Below are 22,770 nucleotides of genomic sequence, written 5' to 3' on the forward strand. Positions count from 1 at the left end.
AAAACAACCATGGCCAAAGCAACCGACACACCAATGATGGTGCAATACCATCAGATCAAAGACCTCTATCCCGACGCCTTCTTGTTTTACCGCTTGGGGGACTTTTACGAACTCTTTGAAGAGGACGCCATTAAGGGGGCTAAGATTCTTGAGTTGACGCTGACCTCGCGCAACAAGAACTCCGAAAATCCCGTGCCCATGGCCGGTATTCCCTACCACGCCGCCTCCAACTACATCGACATCCTAGTTGATGCCGGTTACAAAGTCGCCATTGTCGAACAGATGGAAGACCCCGCCACTGCCAAGGGAATGGTCAAGCGGGACGTCGTTCAGCTGATCACGCCCGGAACCAAGCTGGCCGGACAAAACGGGGACGGGAAGACCAACAACTTCCTGGCCGCCGTTGTCCATGACAATGCCGGCATGGCACCGGCTAAGAAAGGGGAGGCACCCCGTCCTTACGCTCTGGCCTACATTGATTTATCAACCGGTGAACTGAAGGCGACTTTTTTGGAATCGGCAGAGGAAGTCCTCGATGAATTGGGCGCTTTGGAAGTCAAGGAAGTCGTTTTGGCCAAGCAAGACGACCTGAAGGCCGCCGACGTGGCCAGCCTGGTTGGTGAAAAGGGCCTGGTGGTTTCCTTCCAGGGACCAGCTCAGCCTTCGGCCACGTTGACTTATCTGACCAAGGATTTGAAAGATGCCCTGGGACAGGCCGTGACCTCGCTTCTTCTCCAGTACCTCTTTGATACGCAGAAGCGTTCGCTGGACCACATCATGCCCGTGCAGGCCTACGAACGACAGGCCTACCTGGTCTTCAACCAGGTGACCCGAGTGAACCTGGATTTGGTCCAAAACGCCCGGACCAAGCAAAAGGCTGGTTCGCTCTTTGCCCTTTTGGACGAGACCAAGACGGCCATGGGTGGCCGTCTGCTCAAGCAGTGGCTGATTAAGCCCCTGAAGAACCGTAAGGACATCAAGGCCCGGCAGGACGTTTTGGCTGCTTTGACGGCCGACTTTTTCACCCGGGGGACGGTTCAAGACCAGCTGAAGTACGTTTACGATTTGGAACGGTTGGCCGCAAAGGCCGCTCTGGGTACCTTGAACGCCAAGGACATGGTCCAGCTGAAAAAGTCGCTGCAGGCCGTACCGGCCCTGCAAAACGCCTTGACCGGAACCTCGTCTGATCCCATCTTGCAGGATCTGGGGGCCGGTTTGGATCCAGTTTCAGACTTGGCCGAGGTAATCGAAGCCGCTTTGGTGGATGATCCGCCGGTGTCAGTTCGCGATGGCGAACTGATCAAAGAGGGCTATGATGATTTGGTCGATTCCTACAAGCAGGCCTTGACCGATAACCAGGACTGGCTAGCCAACTACCAGGAAGAAGAACGGCAAGCAACCGGCATCCCAACCCTAAAGGTCAAGTACAACAAGAACTTTGGCTACTTCATCGAGGTGACCAAGGCCAACTTGTCAAAGCTTGAAGAGGGCCGCTACACCCGTAAGCAGACCCTGACCAACGCCGAACGCTTTACGACCGCTGAACTAAAGGAGCACGAGGACCTGATCTTTGCTGCGCAAACTAAGCGCTACGACCGGGAATACGAGCTCTTCTTGGAAATCCGCCGACAGGTCAAGGCCGAAATGCACCGCCTGCAGGGCCTGGCCCACGACTTGGCCAAGGTCGATGTCCTGGCTGCTCTGGCCGACGTTGCCGAAGAACGACACTTTGTTCGACCAAGCTTCCATGAAGATGGGAACCGGGCGGTCAACATCGTTCAGGGCCGCCACCCAGTGGTCGAATCACTCTTACCGGCTGGGGAATACGTGGCAAACGACGTGACTTTCCCACAGGACCAGTTTATCCAATTGGTGACCGGACCGAACATGGCGGGAAAGTCAACCTACATGCGTCAGCTGGCGATCATCGTCATCTTGGCCCAGATGGGCTCCTTTGTCCCGGCTGAGGCGGCCGAACTGCCAATCTTTGATCAAATCTTTACCCGAATTGGGGCTAACGATGACCTGGTGGCTGGTCGCTCGACTTTCATGGTTGAAATGGCCGAAGCCAACTTGGCTTTGCAAAACGCAACGGCCCAGTCCTTGATTCTCTTTGACGAGTTGGGCCGGGGAACGGCTACCTACGACGGCATGGCGCTGGCTCAGGCCATCATTGAATTCTTGGCCAAGCACCTGCACGCCACGACCGTCTTTGCCACTCACTATCACGAATTAACGGCCTTGGCGGATGCCTATCCGGCCATCGAAAACGTGCACGTTGGCGCCAAGCTGTCAGATGACGGCCGCCTGCACTTCTTGCACCAGGTCCAACCCGGTGCAGCCGACCGTTCCTATGGAATTCAGGTGGCGGCCTTAGCTGGTCTGCCTGGTCCGCTTTTGCAAAACGCCGAAAAGATTTTGGCGGCTTTGGAAAGGGAAGGGGCCGGTCAGGTCGAAGTCGAAGACACAGTGAAGAGGGCGGCGGAGGCGGCTGGTTCAGCGGAGCCAGATGCGAAGGCTCCGGCCGCGGCCTTTACCAAGCCAAGCGGCTTTGCCCAAGACCTGCCACTCTTTGAAGTGGCCGAAAGCAAGCCAAGCAAGGCGGTTTCTTCTGAAGCGGAAAGTGCCGTTTTGGCGAAGTTACAGGAAACCAACCTGAATAAGTTGACGCCACTGGACGCGCTCAACCTGCTTTATAAGTTGCAGGAAATGGGGGAACAGCATGGCTAAGATTCACGAACTATCGGACCTGCTGGCCAACCAGATTGCGGCCGGTGAGGTGATTGAACGGCCGGCCTCGGTCGTCAAAGAGTTGGTGGAAAACGCCATTGATGCCAACGCTCAGCAGGTCGACGTGGTGCTCGACAACGCCGGTCTGGACCTGATTAAAGTCATCGACAACGGCGATGGCATTGAAGAAGACCAGGTGCCACTGGCCTTCGTTCGTCACGCCACTTCTAAAATTGAAAACCGGCACGACCTTTTCAAAGTCATGACCCTGGGCTTCCGTGGTGAAGCCCTGCCATCGATTGCCTCGGTGGCCGATGTGACCTTGCAAACCCGGACCAAGGAAGCCGAAAACGGCTTTACTTACCAGGTCAAGGGTGGCCAAGTGATTCAGCAGAATCCGGCGGCCGGTCGCTTAGGCACCATCGTGTCGGTGCGCAACCTCTTTTACAATACGCCGGCGCGCTTAAAGTACTTAAAAAAGCCACAGACCGAACTGTCCTTGATTGTGGATGTGGTCAACCACTTGGCCCTCGCTCATCCGGAGCGGGCGCTGACTTTGACCCACAACGGCAAGACCTTGGTAAAGACAGCTGGCAACGGCGACCTGCGCCAGGTTTTGGCGGCCATCTACGACCGGAAGACGGCCGAGAAGATGGTCGACTTTGCCGGTCAGTCGGAACACTTCAAGGTGTCCGGCTACTTGACCTTGCCGGAGCAGACGCGGGCCTCACGGTCCTATCTGGCCGTTTTGGTCAATCACCGGTTCGTGAAGAATTTTTCGGTTTCAAACGCCATTATCAAGGGCTACGGCTCCAAGTTGATGGTCGGCCGCTTCCCAATCGGGGTGGTTTCCATCGAGCTGGACCCACTCCTAGTTGATGTCAACGTCCACCCGCAAAAAGCCGAAATCCGCCTGTCTGAACAGGGCGAACTAACGGACCTGTTGACCAAAGTCATCGCCGAACGTCTGGCTGAAGAGAACTTGATTCCAGACGCCCTGGTGAACCTGGGGCAAAAAGAAGATGAACTGGCCCATCCAGGATTGGAAAGGACGCAAAGTCCAAAGGCGAGCCAGCAAGCGGCTAACGAGGAAAAGCCCGCTATCTTGAACCAAGCCCAGCGCGGGGGGAAGTTGGGGACGCTGCCCGCCATCAAGGTCAACGAACAGGCTGTCATTCAGCTCACTGACTTGGCCTATCTGCAGGACGCGGCCGTTTTGGCTTTCAAGACCCGTTATCAAGACGAGGCCTATCTCGATCCCTTTGCAGCTGTTTCAGCAGTAAAGCCTTCGACTGTTTTGGTTGAAGAGGAGCAGTCGGCTGAAGCGGGCCGGATTGAGTTTGACCAAGTGGCTGAGCCCTTGGTGGACTACCAGGTGAGTGAGCACACTGTCTCTGATGAGTCGGTGACTGAGAACGCCCAGCCCGCTCTCTCCAGTTTTCACGAACAAAGTACTGTTGAAGAAAAGAAAAAAGTCCGGGTCGAAAACCTGGACTTGGACGTCGATGATCAGGCGACAGACGATAATCCTAAGGGTTTTCCCAACTTGGATTACATCGGCCAGATGCACGGAACCTTTCTCTTTGCCCAAGACAAGGACAAGCTCTATTTGATTGACCAGCACGCGGCCCAGGAACGGTTGAACTACGAGTTCTACCGTAAGCAGGTCGGTGAAGTGTCGGACAATCAGCAAGTGCTCCTGCAGCCGTTGACTTTGACCTATTCGACTGCCGATGTCTTGAAAATCATGGACCACCGCGAGGTACTCTTGGAGGTTGGCTTGGACGTCGAAGAATTCGGTCCCAACACGATTGCTTTGTATGAGCACCCGACTTGGATGAAGGCCGATCAACTGGCCGATACCGTCAAAGAAATGATTGACTGGGTGCTTTCGGGTGAAGAATTGACCGTGGCGGCCTTTCGTGAAAAGGCGGCGATCATGATGTCATGTAAGCGAGCCATCAAAGCCAACTGGCACATTTCAGACGCCGAAGCGCGGACTTTGTTAGCCGATTTGGCTAAGGCCGAAAATCCCTACAACTGTCCACATGGACGGCCTGTTTTGACCGCCTTTACCCTGACCGAAATGGAGCGGATGTTTAAGCGGATCCAGGATTCCCACGAGTCTTGGCAAAACTACGACACCCACCCATTCTAAAAAAGAAATTGACGAAAGGAGGACTGTTCGATGATGAATAATAACGACGTCGTGATTCGCTTGCGCTACGCGCTGTCACTGACAAACAAGCAGGTCGAAGCGATCTTTAAAAAAGGTGGCGTGACGGTTTCTGATTCCGACTTGGACCGGATTTTAACCCGCCAAGACAAGGACCTGCCCCACGACCACAGCCTGTCGAACCACGACTTGGAGGCCTTTTTGAACGGCCTCGTCATCGATAAGCGTGAGCAACGCAAGGACAAGGATGGCAAAGTCGTGCCGCCGACTTTTGACGCCACGAGCGCGAAGTTGGTGAACAACGTGACCATCAAAAAGATTAAGATTGCCATGTCTTACACTTCTGATGACATTCAGGAGCTGATGAAATTGGCTGGCGACAGCATTTCAAACGGTGAATTGTCGGCCATTTTGCGTCGGCCCGACCATCGCAACTACCGGGAAGCGGGGGACCGCTATGTCCGGAAGCTGCTTGCGGGGATGAGTAAGAAGTACCGGGGCTGAGTGTCCTCGATTTAAATTAAATGATTAAAAGCAGCCCTATTATTGTGGGGCTGCTTTTAATTTTCCTTAAATTCTGTTTTCTAAATCACTGTCACTAACTGATAATCACGACTTTGTCATTATTTTTGACTACTTTGACCTCGTCTTTTTTCATATTGTAAATGAGAAAATTTGTTATGATAGAAGAGAATGAATGGAGATTTGAGCAGTATGTCAACGATTGAAAAGGCCCTTTTGAAAAATCAAGTCATCGCCCCATTCGCCTACACGCAAGCAGGCGGTGTGGCGGATTATTTGGCGATTCCAAATTCCTTAGACGAACTGTCTGATCTCCTGGCCTGGGCAAGAAAAAACGAATTGCCCGTCCATGTTTTTGGCCGTTTATCCAACCTGGTGGTTCGCTCCGGTGGTTTGCGTGGTCTGGTCATTTTAATGACTGAATTAAAGGCTGTACAGCAGGAAGGTGATCAATTGATTGCTGAAGCCGGCTGTGACATTATCTGGTTGGCGGCCGTTGCCCAGGACAAGGGCCTGACCGGTCTCGAGTGGGCGGCCGGGATTCCCGGATCTGTCGGCGGGGCGGTCTTCATGAATGCCGGGGCTTACGGTGGGCAGGCGGACATGGTGGTCGAATCGGTGACGGCTTTGATGCCGGATTTGTCCTTGCAGACTTTTGCAAGGGAGGAACTGGCCTTTGCCTACCGGCACTCGGTCTTTCAAGACAACGGGGGCGTGATTGTCCAGGCTCGCTTTGCCTTGAAGCCTGGTAAGAAGGAAAAAATCCAGGCGAAAATGGACGAAAACAACTACGCTCGTGCCCTGAAGCAGCCCCTTTCTTGGCCATCAAATGGCTCGGTCTTTAAGCGGCCAGAAGGATACTTTGCCGGGAAGCTCATCATGGATTCGGGGCTCCAGGGAACGGCCGTTGGTGGCGTCATGGTGTCCACCAAGCACGCCGGCTTCATGGTCAACGTCGACCACGGATCTGGAAATGATTACGAAGACCTGATTCATCTCGTTCAAGCAGAAGTTTATAAGAATTATCAAGTGAAACTCGAACCAGAGGTTCGAATTATAGGAGACCGCTAAGCATGACATTAATTGAATTAATGGTCGTCTTAGTGACCGGGGTGGCGCTTTCCAGCATCATCTCGCACTTTGTTCCGGCCATCCCAATTTCACTTTTCCAAATCGCCATCGGGGTGCTTCTAGCCACCTGGGGTCAGATCAACGTAGAAGTTGATTCCCACTGGTTTATGATGCTTTTTGTTGCGCCGATTTTGTTTAACGATTCCTGGCGCTTTCCAAAGCGTGAACTCTGGGAACTGCGGGCCCCAATCTTGGGAAACGCCATTCTCCTTGTTCTGGTCACGACGATCGTTGGTGGCTACGCCATCCACTTTCTGATTCCACAGCTGCCCCTAGCCGTCTCACTGGCTTTGGCAGCCGTGCTGTCACCAACGGATCCGGTGGCCGTTCAATCGATTGCCAAGCGGGTTAAGCTACCGGAAAACCTGCTCCACGTGGTGACCGGTGAAAGTCTGGTCAACGATGCTACGGGACTGGTTTCCTTTAACACGGCGGTCAAGGCGGCGGTAGCCGGCACCTTTGTGCTTGGCGACGCCCTTTTGAACTTCGCCTGGATGACGGTGATGGGGGCCCTGGTCGGAATCTTGCTTGGTTCAGGCATGATTATCTTGCGAAACTGGGTTTCCCGTTCCGGCTTGGCTGACGTTGTTTTTTATACGATTTTTACCTTGCTGATGCCCTTTATCATCTTTTGGGTAGCAGAAGGCATTCACGCCTCTGGCTTGATTGCCGTGGTAACGGGGGGGATTGCAGCCAAGATTCTTTCCGATCGCAAGTCTAGCCTGCTCTCGGCTGAAGCGACCATTGTTTCGGTCCATTCCTGGGAAGTCGTTGTTTATGTCTTAAACGGTCTAATCTTCGTCTTGCTGGGGATTACCCTGCCAAACGCCTTGCACAACATCCTAAAGAACACGGAAATCGCCAACTGGCAGGCCTTCTTATACGGGCTCTTGGTTTGGCTCATTGTCTTTGTTCTCCGGGTTCTCTGGGCCTACGCCATTCAATGGGGTCAGCACTGGCACCACAAGGAAACGGTGGCCTCGCTTCGTTCAGCCATTGTTTCTGGTCTGACCGGTGTGCGCGGGGCAGTCACCATGGCCGCCGTTTTGACGGTGCCAACCGTCACGGATGCCGGCAAGGCCTTCGTTGGTCGCGACCTGGTTATCTTTATCGCGGCGGTCGTGGTCGTGCTGTCACTGGTGATGGCTTCGATTATGCTGCCGGTGGTCACTAAGCAAGTGACCCAGCACGACTTTACCCAGCCGGAATCGGCAATGGCAGCAGAGGAAAGCGAGAGTCCAGTGCGGGCTGACCTTTCCGAAAAGCGGGCCCGTTTGTGGATTATCCGTGTTGGCATTCAACGGCTGCGGGACCTGCAAACCGAGGAAAACCGGCGGATTATTCACGAGTTGATTTCCCGTCGGCAAAAGTCGGCCAGAACGCTGCGCCACAGTCTTCACGATGACCAGGACCAGTCCGACTACGCCGCTGAAAAGGAAATCGAATTGCAGGAACTGGCCTTGGAGGCCCAGCGCAACCGCTTGCAGCAGCTGCTGGTGGAAGAAAGCATTTCGCCAATCACTTATTCCCTGCAGGCCAAGCGCTTGGATCAGTTCGAAGCCGATTTGGGTTCCGACCGTGACCTGGTGGGCTTTGTCCGCTTTAAGTGGTACTACAGGCGCTTGCGGGCCAACTTCCGCATCTGGTTGTCCGACCAGGAATCGGATGTTGTGCACGAGGAATCGGGCCTGGCCATTCGCGAGATGGCCAAGGCAGCCATTAAGGCCCTGTCCGACTACGTCGGGGCCCAGGTGGGAGATACGGTCACGCACCGGATTCTCCGTCAGACGGCCTACAACCTGATTGTGGTTTACCGCTATCAGATTGAAAAGACCAAGCACGTACCGTCGTTTGAGCAGCAGGAACAAGACGACAAGACGCGCATGGAATTAGAATTGAAGACGCTTTCTGCCGAACGTGACATGGTCCAAGAACTTTACGACCAAAAGCGGATTTCCCGGCAGACCAGCATCAATTTAAGACAGTACATTAACTACGCGGAGACCAGGGCACTGGTTGGCCGCAATGAGGAGTAAAACATGGGAATTTGGGCGTACATGACCTCTAGTAACTTGGCCCACTTGGTCGATATTTTGATCATCTGGTTCTTGCTCTACAAGGTGATTACATTTGTTGAAGGAACGCGGGCGTTGCAGATCCTAATCGGGGTCGGTGTCATCGTCTTAGTTAAAGTCATCGCTTGGTCGCTTGGCCTGGTGGTGCTTTCCTGGTTGATGGACCAAATCATTACCTGGGCACCAATTGCCCTGGTGGTAATTTTCCAACAAGAAATCAGGCGGGGACTGGAAAGTCTGGGTCGGCGGATGATGGTCCGCAAGCAACACCTTGATAACGAGCAGGCTCGCGAACTGATCCGGGGCTTAGACATGGCCTTGCAGTACATGTCCAAGCGCCGTATCGGTGCCCTGATCACAATCAACGGGAAAGATACTTTGGAAGAGTACATCAAGACGGGCATTCCCTTGAACGCCACGGTGACTGGCCAACTTTTGATTAACATCTTTATTCCAAACACCCCTTTGCACGATGGGGCCGTCATCATCAACAATGACGAAGTGGCCGTTGCCGCCGCTTACCTGCCTCTGTCTGAATCAACCCGCATTCCAAAGGAATTGGGAACCAGGCACCGTGCCGCCGTTGGTATTTCGGAAGCAACCGATGCCGTGACGGTCGTGGTTTCGGAAGAAACCGGGGAAATTTCAATTACCCAGCGTGGCGACTTGCTCCGCAACATGGACCAGGAATCCTACCTGAACTTCTTTGAAAAGCAGTGGGTTGAGCCGGTTCAAAAGGATCAGAAGCGCTTTGCCTGGCTCCAATTCTTATTGAAAGGGAGGAAGTCATGAAAAAGTTTGGTTCATCAAAGACCGTTAACATTGTCTTTTCACTGTTACTAGCCATTTTGCTGGCGGCCTATGTGCTTTCAATTAAAAACTATTCAAACTCGAATTCATCCAACCAGTATTCATCACTGGTGACCGAAAAGAAGGAGACGGTTTCCGTACCGTTGACTTATCAGTACAATAGCGATGATTACGTCATCGTTGGTGGGGCTTCGACGGTTTCGGTTAACCTGCAGGGGTCATCGGCCCTGGTCACGGCTGCTAAGAACCACAACGACATTTCAGCCTCTGCCGACTTGCGCGGCCTTGGGGTCGGTCAGCACACGGTCAACGTGGCCTTGGCCGGTGTCAGTTCGTCCTTGTCAGCCACCGCATCGCCTCAGACGGTAACGGTGACTTTGGCGGAGAAGAATTCGGCCAAAAAGGATGTCAAAGTCCAGTACGACAGCAGCAAGCTAGCCAGTGGTTACAGCGTGACCGACACGTCAACAGACGTGAAGTCAGTCACCGTCACTGGACCAAAGGAAAACGTTGACGCCGTTTCCTACGTTGGCGCCGACGTGGATTTGGACAAGAACACCAAGTCTAACGTTTCCCAGTCCGCTAAGTTGACGGCCTATGATAAGAACGGTGATCCGGTCCAAGTCAGCTTGTCACAAAGCAAGGCCAACGTGAAGTTGACGGTTGCACAAAGCGATAGTGCTTCTTCGACCAAGTCAGTGAAGCTCGCAGCCCAGGCGACTGCTGGTAACTTGAGCAACTTTGACATTTCCTTTGACCCTTCAACCGTGACAATCACGGGGTCAAGTGATACACTAAATAGCATTGACTCGCTGCCCGTCTCGCTCGATTTGTCCAACATTTCAAGCAAGACCAGCACGAGTGTCAGCTTAGACAAGCCATCTGGTGTCGACCAACTGTCCGTCCAGAAGGTGACCGTCACGATTACTCCTAAATCCAGTAATTAATAAACGGCTTTGAACAAAAGACAGTGTAGGTTTATTTGGAGAAAAAGGAATGACAGAATCTCATTTAAAATACTTTGGAACAGACGGTGTGCGCGGGGTGGCCAACCAGGGCTTAACCCCTGAATTGGCCCTGGCCCTTGGTCGGGCCGGTGGGGCCATTTTGACTCGTCACAACGACAACCCGGACAAAAAGCCGGTTGTGGTCGTTGGTCAAGATACCCGCATTTCTTCTGAAATGCTGCAGGAGGCTCTGATTTCAGGACTCTTGTCAGTCGGTGTTGACGTCTTGAACCTGGGCGTTATCACAACCCCGGCCGTGGCCTACCTGGTCGAAGCACTGGAAGCCGATGCCGGTATCCAGATTACGGCTTCGCACAACCCAGCCAAGGACAACGGGATCAAGTTCTTTGGCCAGGACGGCTTTAAGTTGTCCGATGATTTGGAAGCTGAAATTGAAGCCATCTTGGATGGCAAGGACGGCGATCAATTGCCTCGTCCGGCAGCTGAAGGGCTGGGGATGGTTTCCCACTACCAAGAGGGTGCTCAAAAGTACATGGCCTTCTTGCAGAAGACGGTGCCGTCTGACCTGTCTGGCTTTAAGATTGCCTTGGACGGTGCCAATGGTGCCACGGCGGACTTGCTTCCCCGGCTCTTTGCCGACCTTGGGGTCGACTTTGAAACGATGGGAACGGAACCAGACGGTTTGAACATCAACGACGAAGTTGGGTCGACTCATCCAGAAGCCCTCGTTCAAATGGTGCAAGAAGGTGAATTTGACGCCGGTTTGGCCTTTGATGGCGATGGCGACCGATTGATCGCTGTCGATTCAGACGGAAACATCGTTGACGGTGATAAAATCATGTACATCACCGCCAAGGCGATGAACGACCAGGGCCGCTTGAAGCACCAGACAGTCGTTTCAACGGTCATGTCAAACATCGGTTTCTACAAGGCGTTGGAAGCAGAAGGGATTTCTTCTGTGAAGACCAAAGTCGGTGACCGTTATGTCATGGAAAAGATGTTGGAAGACGACGACAACCTCGGTGGTGAGCAGTCCGGTCACATCATCTTCCGCGACTGGGCGAAGACCGGTGATGGTCTCTTGACTGCTCTGCAGCTGCTGCAAGTGATGAAGGATTCCGGCATGACTTTGCAGGAATTGGCAGCACCGGTTACGATTTACCCACAGAAGTTGGTGAACGTTTCGGTAGCTGACAAGAACGCCGTGATGGCTGATCCTGCTTTGGCCGACAAGATTGCCTCGGTGGAAAAGAAGATGGCCGGCGACGGTCGTGTGCTCGTCCGTCCTTCCGGAACGGAATCACTGGTTCGCGTGATGGCCGAAGCGAAAACGGCCGAATTGGTCGATGGTTATGTGGCTGAATTAGTGGAAACTGTTCAAGACATTGCCAAGAAATAAAAGTGAATGAAAACCAAGAAAACCCCGTTTTCTTGGTTTTTTTCTTGCTATCCCGCCCGAGAAAAAGGGCGAAATCTGGTATAATAGTTGGTAACTGAACCATGAGAGGAAGACAAATTGTCACCAGCAGAATTCACAGACTATTTAAAAGAAAACTACCAAATTGACTTTGATAATTTGGACCTTCTAAAAGAGGCGCTGACGCAGCGTAACTACTTGAACGAAAACCCAAAGGAAGAGGGACGGGACTACCAGCGCTTGGAGTTCTTGGGCGATGCCATCATGCAGGCCTCGGTTACCGAATACCTCTTTAAGCGTTACCCGGATTGGGACGAGGGTCAGCTGACCGAAATGCGGATTACGATGGTCCAAACCAAGTCCTTTGCCCACTTTTCAAAAGAAATCCACTTAAATGAGGCCATTCGTTTGGGAAAGGGTGAGGAAATGAGCGGTGCCCGCCAGCGCCCATCCTTGCTCGAAGACATTTGGGAGGCCTTCATTGGCGCCCTTTATTTGGATCAGGGGCAGGCAGCCGTGGTTTCCTTGCTAAACCAAACCGTCTTTGCCGCCATTGATACCAATTTCTTTGACCAGTTCATCGATTTCAAGTCCCGCCTGCAAGAAAAGTTGCAGACCAAGGGGACGGTCGATATCGACTACACAATTGAAGACGAAGAACGAAACGAAGATAACAGCCAAGTCTTTAAGGTTTCGGTGGCCGTTGACGGTCGCATCCTAGCCTATGGCTTTGGCTCATCAATCAAGGATGCCGAGAAGGCTGCTGCCCAGCAGGCCCTGGTTGATTTAGCAGAGTAAATTGAGTAGAGAAGTATGAAATTAAAAACGTTGGAGATTATTGGCTTTAAATCATTTGCCAATAAGACCGTCATTGACTTTCAAAAGGGGATGACGGGGATTGTCGGACCAAACGGTTCGGGAAAATCAAATATCATCGAAGCCATTCGTTGGGTTATGGGGGAGCAGTCCGCCAAGGATTTGCGTGGTAACAAGATGGCCGATGTCATCTTTGCCGGAACCAAGGACCGGAAGGCTTTGAACCGGGCCGAAGTCTCCATTACCTTCGACAACTCCGATCACTACATCCAATCGGATTTTTCAGAGCTGCGGATCACCCGTCGACTCTACCGTTCTGGAGAATCCTCCTACCAGCTAAACGGGGCCGAGTGCCGTTTGAAGGACATCCACGAAATCTTCATGGATACCGGACTGGGTCGGGATGGTTTCTCCATCATTTCCCAGGGGCAGGTTGAAAAGATTTTCTCCGCCAAGCCCGAGGAACGACGAGGCATTATCGAAGAAGTTGCCGGCGTTTATAAGTACAAGCAAAACAAAACCCAGGCCGAAAAGGACTTGGCCGTTACAGACGACAACCTGGACCGCGTGGCCGATATTATTCACGAAGTCGAAGGACGCCTGCTGCCACTGGAAAAACAGGCCGAAACGGCCAAGGAATACCTGGAAAAGCGGGAACAGTACGAAAAGTTGGACCAGGTCCGCTTAACCCGTTCAATCCTGTCGCTGCAGGGTCAGGTAGTTAGCCAGGACGCAGGCTTAAAAGAAGTCAACCAGGCCGTTTCCAAAAAACAAGGGGACTTGGCCGAACAAAAGGAAAAGTTGGCTGCCACCCGTGCCGAACTGACGACCGTTCAGGAACAAAAGGATCAGCTTTCACAAGACATCCTGGAAAAGACCCAGCAAAAAGAGCAGTTGATTGGAAACCAGAAGTTGGCTTCTCAGGAGGCTGAATCGCTGCAGCACGAACAGGACTCCTTGGCAAAGCAGCTGACGACTTTGCAAGAGCAGGGTGAAAAAGCCGCCGGCGAACTGGCGGTTGCCGATGAAGAAGCGCAGTCTTTGACAAAGAAGGCCAGCGAGCTGAAGAAGACGGTCGAGCAGATTGAAAAAGAGCACGGCCAAGAGCAAGTGCAAAGCATTAAGCAGGAGTTGGAAACAAACCGTCAGCAATACGTGGCCATCATGCAGGACCTGGCGGCCTTGCACAACAAGGTGACCTTTGAAGAACGGGCCCTGACGCAAAACCAGGAGCAGAAGGCCCGCAAGGAAGAAGCCTTGCAGGCTGCCGAACAGGCGCTGGCTGCTGCCAAGCAGGCGGTTGCCGAATACGAAAAGGGACACCCGGACCAGTCGACTGGTGAAAACCCCTATGAGGGCAAGCTGGACCAGGCCAAAGTCGCCCTGGACCAAGCCAAGCAGGCCTACCAACAGGCCCAGACTGCTTGGCAGGAGGGTGCTTACGCCTTAGACAAGGCCCAGTCGATTTACCAGGCCGAGTCATCCCTGGATGAATACGCCGGCTTCTACCAGGGTGTTAAAAACCTGATGGTACCACAAGTTAAGCGGAACTTTCCCGGCATTCGCGGGGTTGTAGCCGAACTGGTGGACGTGCCAAAGGACTACACCAAGGCCATCGAAACGGTTCTTGGTGGGGCCTTGCAAAACGTCGTGGTTGATACAACCAAGACGGCCAAGGGCATCGTCAACTACCTGACCAAAAACCGTAAGGGCCGTGTGACGCTCTTGCCAGAGGAAAGCATCAAGCCCCGTCAGGCGCGCGACATCTACCGGGCCGAACAGGAGCGGGGCTTCATTGGCCTGGCTTCTGACTTGGTCAAGATGCCAAGGGGGATGGAAAACATTTTGTCCAACCTCCTGGGAACGACTTTGGTCGTTTCGGATCTGGATGCGGCAACCCGTGTTGCCAAGGCCTGCCAGAACCGCTTGCGAGTGGTTTCCTTGGATGGGCAGCTGGTTAATGCCGGTGGTTCCATCACCGGCGGAGCCAACCACCGTCAGGGCCCATCCGTTTTGTCACGACAGGCGGAATTGAAGGAAAAGGCCGACTCTTTAGCCAATCAGGAAGCAGCCGTCTTGGACTTGCAAAAAGTCCGCAACGACAAGCAGACCTTGGTGAACCAATTAGCCGATCAAGTGCAGGAACTGACGGCTTCTTACTACGACTTTGAAAACCAGGGCCAGCAGGTGGATTATCAGCTGACAGCCTTGAGGGACACGGTTGCACAAGAGGAAACGAAGGTGCAGACTTTGACCCTTGACTTGGCCGATTTGAAGGCTGCCGAAGAGGATAGCCGAGCAGAACAGTCCGAATCAAAGCGGGCTCTTGAAGCAAAGGAGCAGGCGCAAAAGCAGTCTGAGGCAGTAACGGCAGACTTGACGGAACGCCTGGCCCAAGTGGAAGAAGAACAGGCGGCTTATCAGGAAGAGAAGGCTCAGTTCCAAGCCGAAGCCGCTACGGTTTCGGCTAAGCAGGAAGCTGCCGACGAAAACAAGAAGCGCCTCCAGGCCCTGTTGGCCGAATTGCAGAATCAGCAAAACGACTTGCAGACCCGCCAATCCGAAATCCGCGACCGTTTGGAACAGGCCGCCAATGGCCCTGCCTTGGCTGAACAGCTGAGCGCCTTGGAAAAGGCCTTGGAAGAAGCCGGTAGTCATTCCAATGGTTTGACGACTTCCTTCCAAGAGCTGACCCAGTCGGTTCGCGAATTGGAAGAGGCCCTGTCAACCAAGCAAGAAGAGGTCAACCAGGCCATGATGGAGCAGGCCAACGCCGCACATCGTTTGCAAACGGCCCAGGAAAAGTTGGCTAAGCAGATGACGACTTTGCAGCAGACCTACGGTTTGACGGTTGAAAGCGAAGCCGACTTGAAGCAGTCCGACTTGGCCGATGATGAAATTGACAAAGCCTTGACGCAGTTGAAGCGTAGCTTGGATGCCCTTGGCCCTGTTAACGTGGCCGCCATTCAAGAGTATGATGAGATTAAGGAGCGGCACAGCTTCTTGACTCAGCAGGCAGAAGATTTGCAGCAGGCCAAGGCGACTTTGCAAGCCACCATTGATGAAATGGACCAGGAGGTTCAGGTTCGCTTTAAGCAGACCTTCGATCAGGTGGCCGAACACTTTAAGGACGTCTTTACCAAGATGTTTGCCGGGGGTCAGGCGCAAATCGAGCTGACCGATCCAGAACACTTGCTGACAACTGGAATTGACATTAAGGCCCAGCCGCCTGGCAAGAAGTTCCAGCAGATGTCTCTGCTTTCCGGTGGGGAAAAGGCTTTGACCGCCATCTCGCTGCTCTTTGCCATTTTGCAAGTACGTCCCGTGCCATTTGCCGTGCTCGATGAAGCCGAAGCGGCTTTGGATGAGGCAAACGTTGACCGCTTTGCCGCCTACCTGAAGAACTTTGGTGGCAGCACGCAATTCATTACCATTACCCACCGTAAGGGAACCATGGTGGCCGCGACCGTTTTGTATGGTGTGACCATGCAAGAGGCCGGGGTTTCCAAGATGGTTGCCGTTAACCTGGACCAAGCAGAAGAAAAACTCGCCTAAAGGAGGGACCGAATGGGACTCTTTGATCGTTTTAAAAAGAAGAATCAAGAAAAGGCAGAAGATTTAGCTTCTTCTGAAGAATTAGCGAAGGCAGAACAGCCGGCGCTGATTTCTGAAGCAGAAGACACCCCAGCTCTTGACGCCAAGGTCGAAGTGGAAGAAGCGGAGGCAGAGTCGGAAGCTGACGCCGCCCTTGACCCTGAGGAAAAGTCGGAGGACGCCGAAGATAAAAGCTCGGAAGAAGCCGACCAGCAGGCCGTCTATGAAGAGGGCCTGACGCAGTCCCGCAAGGGCTTTGCCGATCGCTTCAACCGTTTCTTGGCTAACTTCCGTTCGGTCGATGAAGACTTTTTCGAGGATCTGGAAGACACCTTGATTGGGGCTGATTTGGGCTTTGATTTGGCCATTAGCATCTCTAACCAGGTGCGCGAAGCCGTCAAGTTGGAAAACGTCAAGGACAAGGAAGCCATCAAGGAGCTGATTGTTCGCCTGATGGTCGAATCCTATGAACGGCAAGGAGAAAACGAAGACCAGTCGATGCACTTTGCACCAAAGGGTCAGCCAACGGTGATTCTCTTTGTTGGGGTCAACGGCGTTGGAAAGACAACGACCGTTGGGAAAATGGCCCAGCGCTATAAGGACCAGGGCAAGAAAATCATGCTGGCCGCAGCCGACACCTTCCGTGCTGGTGCAGTTAAGCAGTTGCAGGAGTGGGGCGACCGCGCTCAGGTGCCGGTTGTGGCCGGTCCTGAAAAGGCCGATCCTTCTTCTGTGGTTTATCAGGCCGTTGAACGGGCCAAAGACGAACAGGTCGACATCCTCTTTGTGGATACGGCCGGACGCTTGCAAAACAACGTCAACCTCATGCAGGAGCTGGCCAAGATGAACCGGGTCATTCAAAAAGTCCTACCGGAGGCACCGCAGGAAGTTTTGCTAGTACTGGATGCCACGACTGGGCAAAACGCCCTGCAACAGGCCAAGTTATTCAAGGATTCCTCCGAAGTGACCGGCCTGGTCTTGACCAAGATGGATGGGACCGCCAAGGGTGGCATCGTCTTTGCCATACGTGACCAACTCCACCTGCCAGTCAAGTGGATTGGTTTTGGGGAAAAGGCCAGCGATTTGCGGGCCTTTTCCGCAGAGGACTTTGTCTACGGTCTCTTTAAAGACCTGGTGAAGAACTGATGGATATCGAGCATAAGAATCGCATTAACGCCTTGCTCGCCTTTTACGGGGATTTGCTGGCTAAAAAGCAGCAGGCCTACCTGCGCTATTACTACGAAGACGACTTTTCCATCATTGAGATTGCCGAAGAAGAAGCGGTTTCGAGGCAGGCGGTTTCCGACAACTTGAAAAAGGGCTGCGAGGCGCTTGAACACTACGAGCAGGTACTGGCCCTCTATCAGGAATCACTGGAACGGCAGTCCCTGGAAGAAAACCTTTTAGCTTACGTCACCAAGCACTATCAGAATGACGAGCATTTAAAAGATTTAATCGACCAAATGGTCAACCAAGAAATTAACTAAGAAGGAGGCAGCTGGGCCTTTGGTCCAGTCAGCAGACGATGGCTTTTGAAAACTTAACAGAACGCCTTTCTAAGGCGCTTAAAAACCTAACTGGAAAGGGCAAGATTGGGGAAGAAGACCTACAGGCCTCCCTCAAGGAAATTCGTTTGGCCCTCTTAGAGGCCGACGTTTATTACCCAACGGTCAAAAAGTTCATTGCGGCAATCAAGGAGAAGGCCAAGGGGGCCGAAATCCTCGATGGCTTGAACGCCCCACAGCAAGTTGTCAAAATCGTTAACGACGAATTGACAGCCTTGATGGGTGAAAAAGCCGTTCCTTTGAACAAGTCCGAAAAGATTCCAACCATCATTATGATGGCTGGTCTTCAGGGTGCTGGTAAGACGACGACCGTTGCCAAGCTGGCCTACAAGCTGAAGAAGGAAGACAAGGCCCGTCCGCTCTTGATTGCGGCCGACGTTTACCGTCCAGCTGCCATTGATCAGTTGGAAGTCTTGGGAAAGGACTTGGATATTCCGGTCTTTTCTGAGGGAACGGACGTTGATCCACGTGAAATCGTCAAGCATGGTCTGGCGGAAGCCAAGGCCAACAAGAACGACTACGTCTTCATCGATACGGCCGGTCGTTTGCAAATCGACGAGGCCTTAATGACCGAGTTGAAGGACATTGCTGATATCGCCAAGCCGGATGAAATCCTGTTGACGGTCGATGCCATGACTGGACAAAACGCAACGGAAACGGCCGAAGGCTTTGCCAATGCCTTAGCCTTGACCGGTGTTGTTTTGACCAAGTTGGATGGGGACACCCGTGGTGGTGCCGCCCTTTCCATCCGCGATGTCACGGGAAAGCCAATTAAGTTTGTCGGACAGGGGGAAAAGCCAACCGATTTGGATGTCTTTTACCCAGATCGAATGGCCTCCCGTATCTTAGGCATGGGGGACATGCTGACCTTTATCGAAAAGGCCCAGCGTGAAGTCGATGAAAAGAAGCAGGCCGAACAGCTGGAGAAGATGCGTCAAAACACCTTCGACTTTAACGACTTTGTTGACCAGCTTCGCCAGGTCCAAAACATGGGCCCAATGGAAGATTTGATTAAGATGATTCCTGGAATGGCGGGCAACCCGGCCCTGCAGAACCTGTCCATTGATCCAAAGACCTTCACCCACATGGAGGCCATCGTTGGGTCAATGACCAAGCAGGAACGGGAAAACCCCGATTTGTTGAACCCATCCCGTCGCCGTCGTTTGGCGGCCGGTGCTGGTCGTCCAATTGTTGAAGTCAACAAGATGATCAAGCAGTTCGACCAAATGAAGAAGATGATGAACCAGGCCACGAAGGGCAACTTCTCTGGCATGGAACAGATGATGGGCGGGGCCGGTATGGACATGTCCTCCATGATGGGTGGCGCTGGCATGCCCGGTGGTAACTTTGGCCAAAAGGTCCAAAACTTCGCCATGAAGCAGGCTGCTCGCAAGATGAAGAAGATGAAGAAGAAGCGCGGCCGTAAGTAAGCACGTCGACTAATTGGCCTGGCTGCAAGTCAGCCGGCCAATAGTAAGCAAAATTGCGCGTAAGGACGTCCGGAAACGGTTCGCCTGGTTTTAAAAGAGCAAAGCAGAGGAAGAATTCATGACAGTGCGATTAATTGCAACGGATTTAGATGCGACTTTTTTAAACGATGACAAGGGCTTTGACCACGCCCTCTACCAGGAAATGGTGGAAAGGGCCAAGTCGGCCGGGGTGACCTTTGTGGTCGCGACCGGTAACCACCCGGACAAAGTCGCCCACTACTTCAAAGACGTTGACCAGGGCTACACGTTGATTGCCAACAACGGCGCCGAAGTCGTGACAGCCCAAGGCAAAGTCCTAGCCACCTACGCCATTGATCCGACCGCCTTCAAGCCAGTCGTTGACCAGGTTCGGGCCTTGAAGGACCGGGTCCAAATGGGCCTGGTCTTTACGGGAACCGAGAAGGCCTTCATGCTAAAAGACCAGGCGCCACTGGGCCTCGGTCTTGATAAGGCCGCTTCTTACTTCAAGTCGCTGACGCTAATCGACGACTTGGCCGAAATCGACGAGCCAATTCTGAAGATGACGGTCAACCTGCCCGATTACGAGCTGCCCTTTATCAAGCAGATCGACGAACTTTCGCTGCCCGTCCACGTGACGACTTCGGGCTATGGCGCAATCGACTTTGTTGCCCCCAATGTCAATAAGGGGGTGGCCTTGGCTGGCCTGGGTGAGCGTTTGCAGATTGCAAAAGACGAGATGGCCGCCTTTGGGGATGGCTTGAACGATTTGGAGATGCTCGACTTTGTTGGGCAGCCCTTTATCATGCCAAACGCCGACCCACTCTTGATGGGGCGGGGCTTTGAAAGAGCCGTAGCCGATAATAACCATGACGGGGTCTTGAGGACAATTTTACAAAAATTGTTATAGAAGACTTTGCCCTGCAACCTTGTTTTTGTAAACTAGAGGAAGGGAACGGATGGGAGAAGGTAGATGAAGGAAAAGGTAAGAAAGTGGCTCCACCGTTTTTTCGGTGTCCTAACGATCGTGTTGATTGGCCTACTGGCCTGGGAATGGGTTCAGAGTCAACCGGCTACGAACGGCATTAAGAAGACGGCCAATAAGGTGCTGACCCAAAAGCAGGGGAAGTATTCGAAAAAGGAGCGGCAAGCCATTAAGGATGCCGTGGCCAAGCAGGATCAGTTGAACGTGCCACTGAATAAGCAGGGCTTTGTGGCCATTCCAAAGCTTTCCATTCTCCTGCCCATCTACGATAACGCCTATTCCAAAGTCGCCTTAGACAAGGGCGCCAACACGGCCCAAAAGAACACGGCCGTGCCGGTCATGGGCCAGGGGAACTACACCCTGGCCGCCCATAACTGGGATAACGGCTATACTGGCTTTTCGGCACTGCAAGAAAAGCTCAAGCAAAACGCCCCTTACGAAGATTCAAATGGTCAATTAGGGGAGTCGGATTGGCTAAACGGCACAACCATTTACCTGGCTAACCAGAACGGTATTTTTAAGTACAAGATTACCGGACAAAAAACCGTCGATCAAAACGACGGGGCCGTCTTGAACCCCGATGACCGGATTGACGGGAAGGCTAAGTTGACCATTGTCACCTGCCTCTTCCCAGACACGACCAAGCGAATCATCACCAACGCCAAGTACGTTAGTTTCAAGAACTGGAACCAGGCGAACAGTGACGAGGTCGGCTATTTTGACCTCAAGAAGCAAAAGACCAACATCTTGCCTTAAAAGGACGGTGCTATGTACGAATATTTGAAGGGGCGCATTACCCAGATTGCGCCGGGAACCATCGTTCTCGAAACAAAGGACGGGGTCGGTTACCGGATTTACCCGGCCAACCCCTACCACTTTGAAGTCAATCAGGAGGCCCAGGTCTTCGTGGAACAAATTGTTCGCGAAACCGAGCTCTCCCTATACGGCTTTGCGACCGTGACGGAAAAGCAGCTCTTTAACAAGCTCTTGAACGTTTCTGGTATCGGGCCCAAGTCGGCACTGGCCATTCTGGCTGGTGCCAAGCCAGCCGACTTGGTGGCTGCCATCGAAAACAGCCAGGTGGATTACCTGACGCAGTTCCCCGGTGTCGGCAAGAAGACGGCCCAGCAAATTGTCTTGGATCTGTCCGGCAAAATGGCCGACTTTTCCGGCTTGGCGGAAGAAGCCAGTGAGACTTTTGCTGAGGCTGGCAATCAGCAGGTGGCCAATCGTTCCAATCTGGAAGATGCTTTGGCCGCTTTGGAAGCGCTCGGCTACGCAGCGCGCGATCTGACGAAGGTCAAAAAGGCCTTGGTTGGGGAGGAAGGCACGACCTCTGAACTGGTGTCAAAGGGCTTGACCCTTCTCGTTCAGGGCTAATGCAGCAGCTCGCCTAATTCAAGGCGAATTAATTTGAAATGGAGTAGACATGGTGATAATTACAGCGGGAATGATTGGTGTCGGTAAGACCACCTTAACGGAATTAGTAGCGAAGCACTTTGGTACGAAGGCCTTTTTCGAACCAGTCGGGGACAACCCTGTCTTGCCACTCTACTACAAGGATCCTAAGCAATACGGGTTCTTGTTGCAGATTTTCTTCTTGAACCGGCGTTTTTCAATGATTAAGCAGGCCTTAGCAGACGACAACAACGTCTTGGACCGTTCCATTTATGAAGACGAACTCTTCACGGAAGAAAACCACAAGGATGGTAACATTTCCGACATGGAAATGGACGTCTACCACAACTTGATTACTCGAATGATGGCCGAATTGGATGAATTGCCAAAGAAGGCGCCGGACTTGATGGTCTATGCCGATGCCGATTTTGACACGATTTTGCACCGGATCAAGAAGCGTGGTCGTGACTACGAACAGTTCGAAGACAACGACGAATTGTACAACTACTACCACAAGATGTGGTCGGCCTACCAAGGCTGGTTCGAATCCTACGACAAGTCACCAAAAATTCGCGTTGACTTGCAAAAGTACGATTTGGAAGATCCAAAGAACCAGGAAATCGTCTTGGGTCAAATTGAAGAAGCTTTGAAGAAGATCCGTTAATTGATCAAAAGTCCTGTTCCTTTGGCGAACTGGCAAAATAAAAAAACCTTCCACTTGGAAGGCTTTTTTTGTGACTTATTTTTGCTTGTTCTGTTCGGCCAAGAGGTCCTTGATTTCCCGTAAGGTAACCAACTCGTCGGATGGCTGCTTGGGTGCTTCCTGCTTTGGCTTGATGATGGTTTTATTAACAAACTTCACCACCAAGAAGACGATAAAGGCCGTGATCAAGAAGGAAACGACGTCGTTTAAGAATTCACCGTAGGTGAAGACGAGCCGGCGGCCAATCTGTAGTTTGAGGTCGGAGAGTGGGTGGTCCGAACCAGTGATCAAACCAAGAAGGGGATTAATCAGGTTGGTGGTAAAGGACTTGACCAGGGTGGTGAAGGCACCACCAATGATAACACCAACGGCCATGTCAACGATGTTGCCTCGGTTGATGAACTGCTTAAATTCTTTTAAGATTTTCATGCT

General features: G+C 52.7%; 18 protein-coding genes. 17 read left to right on the top strand and 1 reads right to left on the bottom strand.

Annotation, left to right across the window (positions count from 1 at the left end):
- Nucleotides 1-9: 9 nt before the first annotated feature.
- The 17 genes from mutS (at nucleotide 10) to G6R28_RS01055 (ending at nucleotide 22,299) form a co-directional block, all read left to right on the top strand.
- A complete protein-coding gene (mutS, locus tag G6R28_RS00975; protein ID WP_213792380.1) occupies nucleotides 10-2,730 on the top strand; it encodes a DNA mismatch repair protein MutS in 2,721 nt (906 codons plus the stop codon).
- Nucleotides 2,723-4,888 carry a DNA mismatch repair endonuclease MutL gene (mutL, locus tag G6R28_RS00980; RefSeq protein WP_213792381.1) on the top strand — a complete coding sequence of 722 codons (2,166 nt, stop codon included), beginning with the start codon at nucleotides 2,723-2,725 and terminating at the stop codon, nucleotides 4,886-4,888. The genes mutS and mutL overlap by 8 nt, the downstream gene beginning before the upstream one ends.
- Nucleotides 4,889-4,921: 33 nt before the next feature.
- Nucleotides 4,922-5,410: a YehS family protein gene (locus tag G6R28_RS00985; RefSeq protein ID WP_213792835.1), complete on the top strand. Its 489-nt coding sequence runs from the start codon at nucleotides 4,922-4,924 to the stop codon at nucleotides 5,408-5,410.
- 210 nt (nucleotides 5,411-5,620) lie between these two features.
- Nucleotides 5,621-6,499 carry a UDP-N-acetylmuramate dehydrogenase gene (murB, locus tag G6R28_RS00990; RefSeq protein ID WP_420798096.1) on the top strand — a complete coding sequence of 293 codons (879 nt, stop codon included), beginning with the start codon at nucleotides 5,621-5,623 and terminating at the stop codon, nucleotides 6,497-6,499.
- 2 nt (nucleotides 6,500-6,501) lie between these two features.
- Entirely contained in the window at nucleotides 6,502-8,595 is a 2,094-nt protein-coding gene (locus tag G6R28_RS00995) for a cation:proton antiporter (protein WP_213792383.1), read from the top strand.
- A 3-nt stretch (nucleotides 8,596-8,598) separates the two neighbouring features.
- On the top strand, nucleotides 8,599-9,426 hold the full coding sequence (gene cdaA / locus G6R28_RS01000; protein ID WP_213792384.1) for a diadenylate cyclase CdaA: 828 nt from the start codon (nucleotides 8,599-8,601) through the stop codon (nucleotides 9,424-9,426).
- Complete coding sequence (locus G6R28_RS01005) at nucleotides 9,423-10,391, top strand: CdaR family protein (RefSeq protein ID WP_213792385.1); 969 nt, start codon at nucleotides 9,423-9,425, stop codon at nucleotides 10,389-10,391. The genes cdaA and G6R28_RS01005 overlap by 4 nt, the downstream gene beginning before the upstream one ends.
- Nucleotides 10,392-10,440: 49 nt before the next feature.
- Nucleotides 10,441-11,811, top strand: coding sequence for a phosphoglucosamine mutase (gene glmM / locus G6R28_RS01010; protein WP_213792386.1), 1,371 nt, complete (start codon nucleotides 10,441-10,443; stop codon nucleotides 11,809-11,811).
- Between the two features lie 117 nt (nucleotides 11,812-11,928).
- Nucleotides 11,929-12,627 (top strand): ribonuclease III, encoded by a 699-nt coding sequence (gene rnc / locus G6R28_RS01015; protein ID WP_213792387.1) that lies wholly within the window; start codon nucleotides 11,929-11,931, stop codon nucleotides 12,625-12,627.
- 15 nt (nucleotides 12,628-12,642) lie between these two features.
- Nucleotides 12,643-16,200 (top strand): chromosome segregation protein SMC, encoded by a 3,558-nt coding sequence (smc, locus tag G6R28_RS01020; protein ID WP_213792388.1) that lies wholly within the window; start codon nucleotides 12,643-12,645, stop codon nucleotides 16,198-16,200.
- Between the two features lie 12 nt (nucleotides 16,201-16,212).
- Nucleotides 16,213-17,385, top strand: a complete 1,173-nt coding sequence (ftsY, locus tag G6R28_RS01025; RefSeq protein ID WP_213792389.1) for a signal recognition particle-docking protein FtsY — start codon at nucleotides 16,213-16,215, stop codon at nucleotides 17,383-17,385.
- A complete protein-coding gene (ylxM, locus tag G6R28_RS01030) occupies nucleotides 17,385-17,726 on the top strand; it encodes a YlxM family DNA-binding protein (RefSeq protein ID WP_213792390.1) in 342 nt (113 codons plus the stop codon). The genes ftsY and ylxM overlap by 1 nt, the downstream gene beginning before the upstream one ends.
- A gap of 38 nt (nucleotides 17,727-17,764) precedes the next feature.
- Nucleotides 17,765-19,234, top strand: a complete 1,470-nt coding sequence (gene ffh / locus G6R28_RS01035) for a signal recognition particle protein (protein WP_213792391.1) — start codon at nucleotides 17,765-17,767, stop codon at nucleotides 19,232-19,234.
- A gap of 118 nt (nucleotides 19,235-19,352) precedes the next feature.
- Nucleotides 19,353-20,162: an HAD family hydrolase gene (locus G6R28_RS01040; protein WP_213792392.1), complete on the top strand. Its 810-nt coding sequence runs from the start codon at nucleotides 19,353-19,355 to the stop codon at nucleotides 20,160-20,162.
- A gap of 63 nt (nucleotides 20,163-20,225) precedes the next feature.
- Entirely contained in the window at nucleotides 20,226-20,993 is a 768-nt protein-coding gene (locus G6R28_RS01045; protein WP_213792393.1) for a class A sortase, read from the top strand.
- Nucleotides 20,994-21,005: 12 nt separating this feature from the next.
- Nucleotides 21,006-21,617, top strand: a complete 612-nt coding sequence (gene ruvA / locus G6R28_RS01050; protein ID WP_213792394.1) for a Holliday junction branch migration protein RuvA — start codon at nucleotides 21,006-21,008, stop codon at nucleotides 21,615-21,617.
- Between the two features lie 49 nt (nucleotides 21,618-21,666).
- Entirely contained in the window at nucleotides 21,667-22,299 is a 633-nt protein-coding gene (locus G6R28_RS01055; RefSeq protein WP_213792395.1) for a deoxynucleoside kinase, read from the top strand.
- Nucleotides 22,300-22,374: 75 nt separating this feature from the next.
- Here G6R28_RS01055 and mscL read toward each other — a convergent pair whose 3' ends face one another.
- Nucleotides 22,375-22,761 (bottom strand): large-conductance mechanosensitive channel protein MscL, encoded by a 387-nt coding sequence (mscL, locus tag G6R28_RS01060; RefSeq protein ID WP_213792836.1) that lies wholly within the window; start codon nucleotides 22,759-22,761, stop codon nucleotides 22,375-22,377.
- Nucleotides 22,762-22,770: the final 9 nt, after the last annotated feature.

Origin of the sequence: Fructobacillus papyrifericola, from assembly GCF_018437235.1 — a bacterium.
GTDB lineage: Bacteria > Bacillota > Bacilli > Lactobacillales > Lactobacillaceae > Fructobacillus > Fructobacillus papyrifericola.

What these genes read in the sequence shown, in the direction of transcription:
- G6R28_RS01040 (WP_213792392.1), top strand. Translation starts at nt 19,353, where the DNA reads ATGACAGTGCGATTAATTGCAACGGATTTAGATGCGACTTTTTTAAAC.
- G6R28_RS00985 (WP_213792835.1), top strand. Translation starts at nt 4,922, where the DNA reads ATGAATAATAACGACGTCGTGATTCGCTTGCGCTACGCGCTGTCACTG.
- mutL (WP_213792381.1), top strand. Translation starts at nt 2,723, where the DNA reads ATGGCTAAGATTCACGAACTATCGGACCTGCTGGCCAACCAGATTGCG.
- ruvA (WP_213792394.1), top strand. Translation starts at nt 21,006, where the DNA reads ATGTACGAATATTTGAAGGGGCGCATTACCCAGATTGCGCCGGGAACC.
- G6R28_RS01055 (WP_213792395.1), top strand. Translation starts at nt 21,667, where the DNA reads ATGGTGATAATTACAGCGGGAATGATTGGTGTCGGTAAGACCACCTTA.
- murB (WP_420798096.1), top strand. Translation starts at nt 5,621, where the DNA reads ATGTCAACGATTGAAAAGGCCCTTTTGAAAAATCAAGTCATCGCCCCA.
- smc (WP_213792388.1), top strand. Translation starts at nt 12,643, where the DNA reads ATGAAATTAAAAACGTTGGAGATTATTGGCTTTAAATCATTTGCCAAT.
- G6R28_RS00995 (WP_213792383.1), top strand. Translation starts at nt 6,502, where the DNA reads ATGACATTAATTGAATTAATGGTCGTCTTAGTGACCGGGGTGGCGCTT.
- glmM (WP_213792386.1), top strand. Translation starts at nt 10,441, where the DNA reads ATGACAGAATCTCATTTAAAATACTTTGGAACAGACGGTGTGCGCGGG.
- G6R28_RS01045 (WP_213792393.1), top strand. Translation starts at nt 20,226, where the DNA reads ATGAAGGAAAAGGTAAGAAAGTGGCTCCACCGTTTTTTCGGTGTCCTA.
- mutS (WP_213792380.1), top strand. Translation starts at nt 10, where the DNA reads ATGGCCAAAGCAACCGACACACCAATGATGGTGCAATACCATCAGATC.
- G6R28_RS01005 (WP_213792385.1), top strand. Translation starts at nt 9,423, where the DNA reads ATGAAAAAGTTTGGTTCATCAAAGACCGTTAACATTGTCTTTTCACTG.
- ftsY (WP_213792389.1), top strand. Translation starts at nt 16,213, where the DNA reads ATGGGACTCTTTGATCGTTTTAAAAAGAAGAATCAAGAAAAGGCAGAA.
- ffh (WP_213792391.1), top strand. Translation starts at nt 17,765, where the DNA reads ATGGCTTTTGAAAACTTAACAGAACGCCTTTCTAAGGCGCTTAAAAAC.
- ylxM (WP_213792390.1), top strand. Translation starts at nt 17,385, where the DNA reads ATGGATATCGAGCATAAGAATCGCATTAACGCCTTGCTCGCCTTTTAC.
- cdaA (WP_213792384.1), top strand. Translation starts at nt 8,599, where the DNA reads ATGGGAATTTGGGCGTACATGACCTCTAGTAACTTGGCCCACTTGGTC.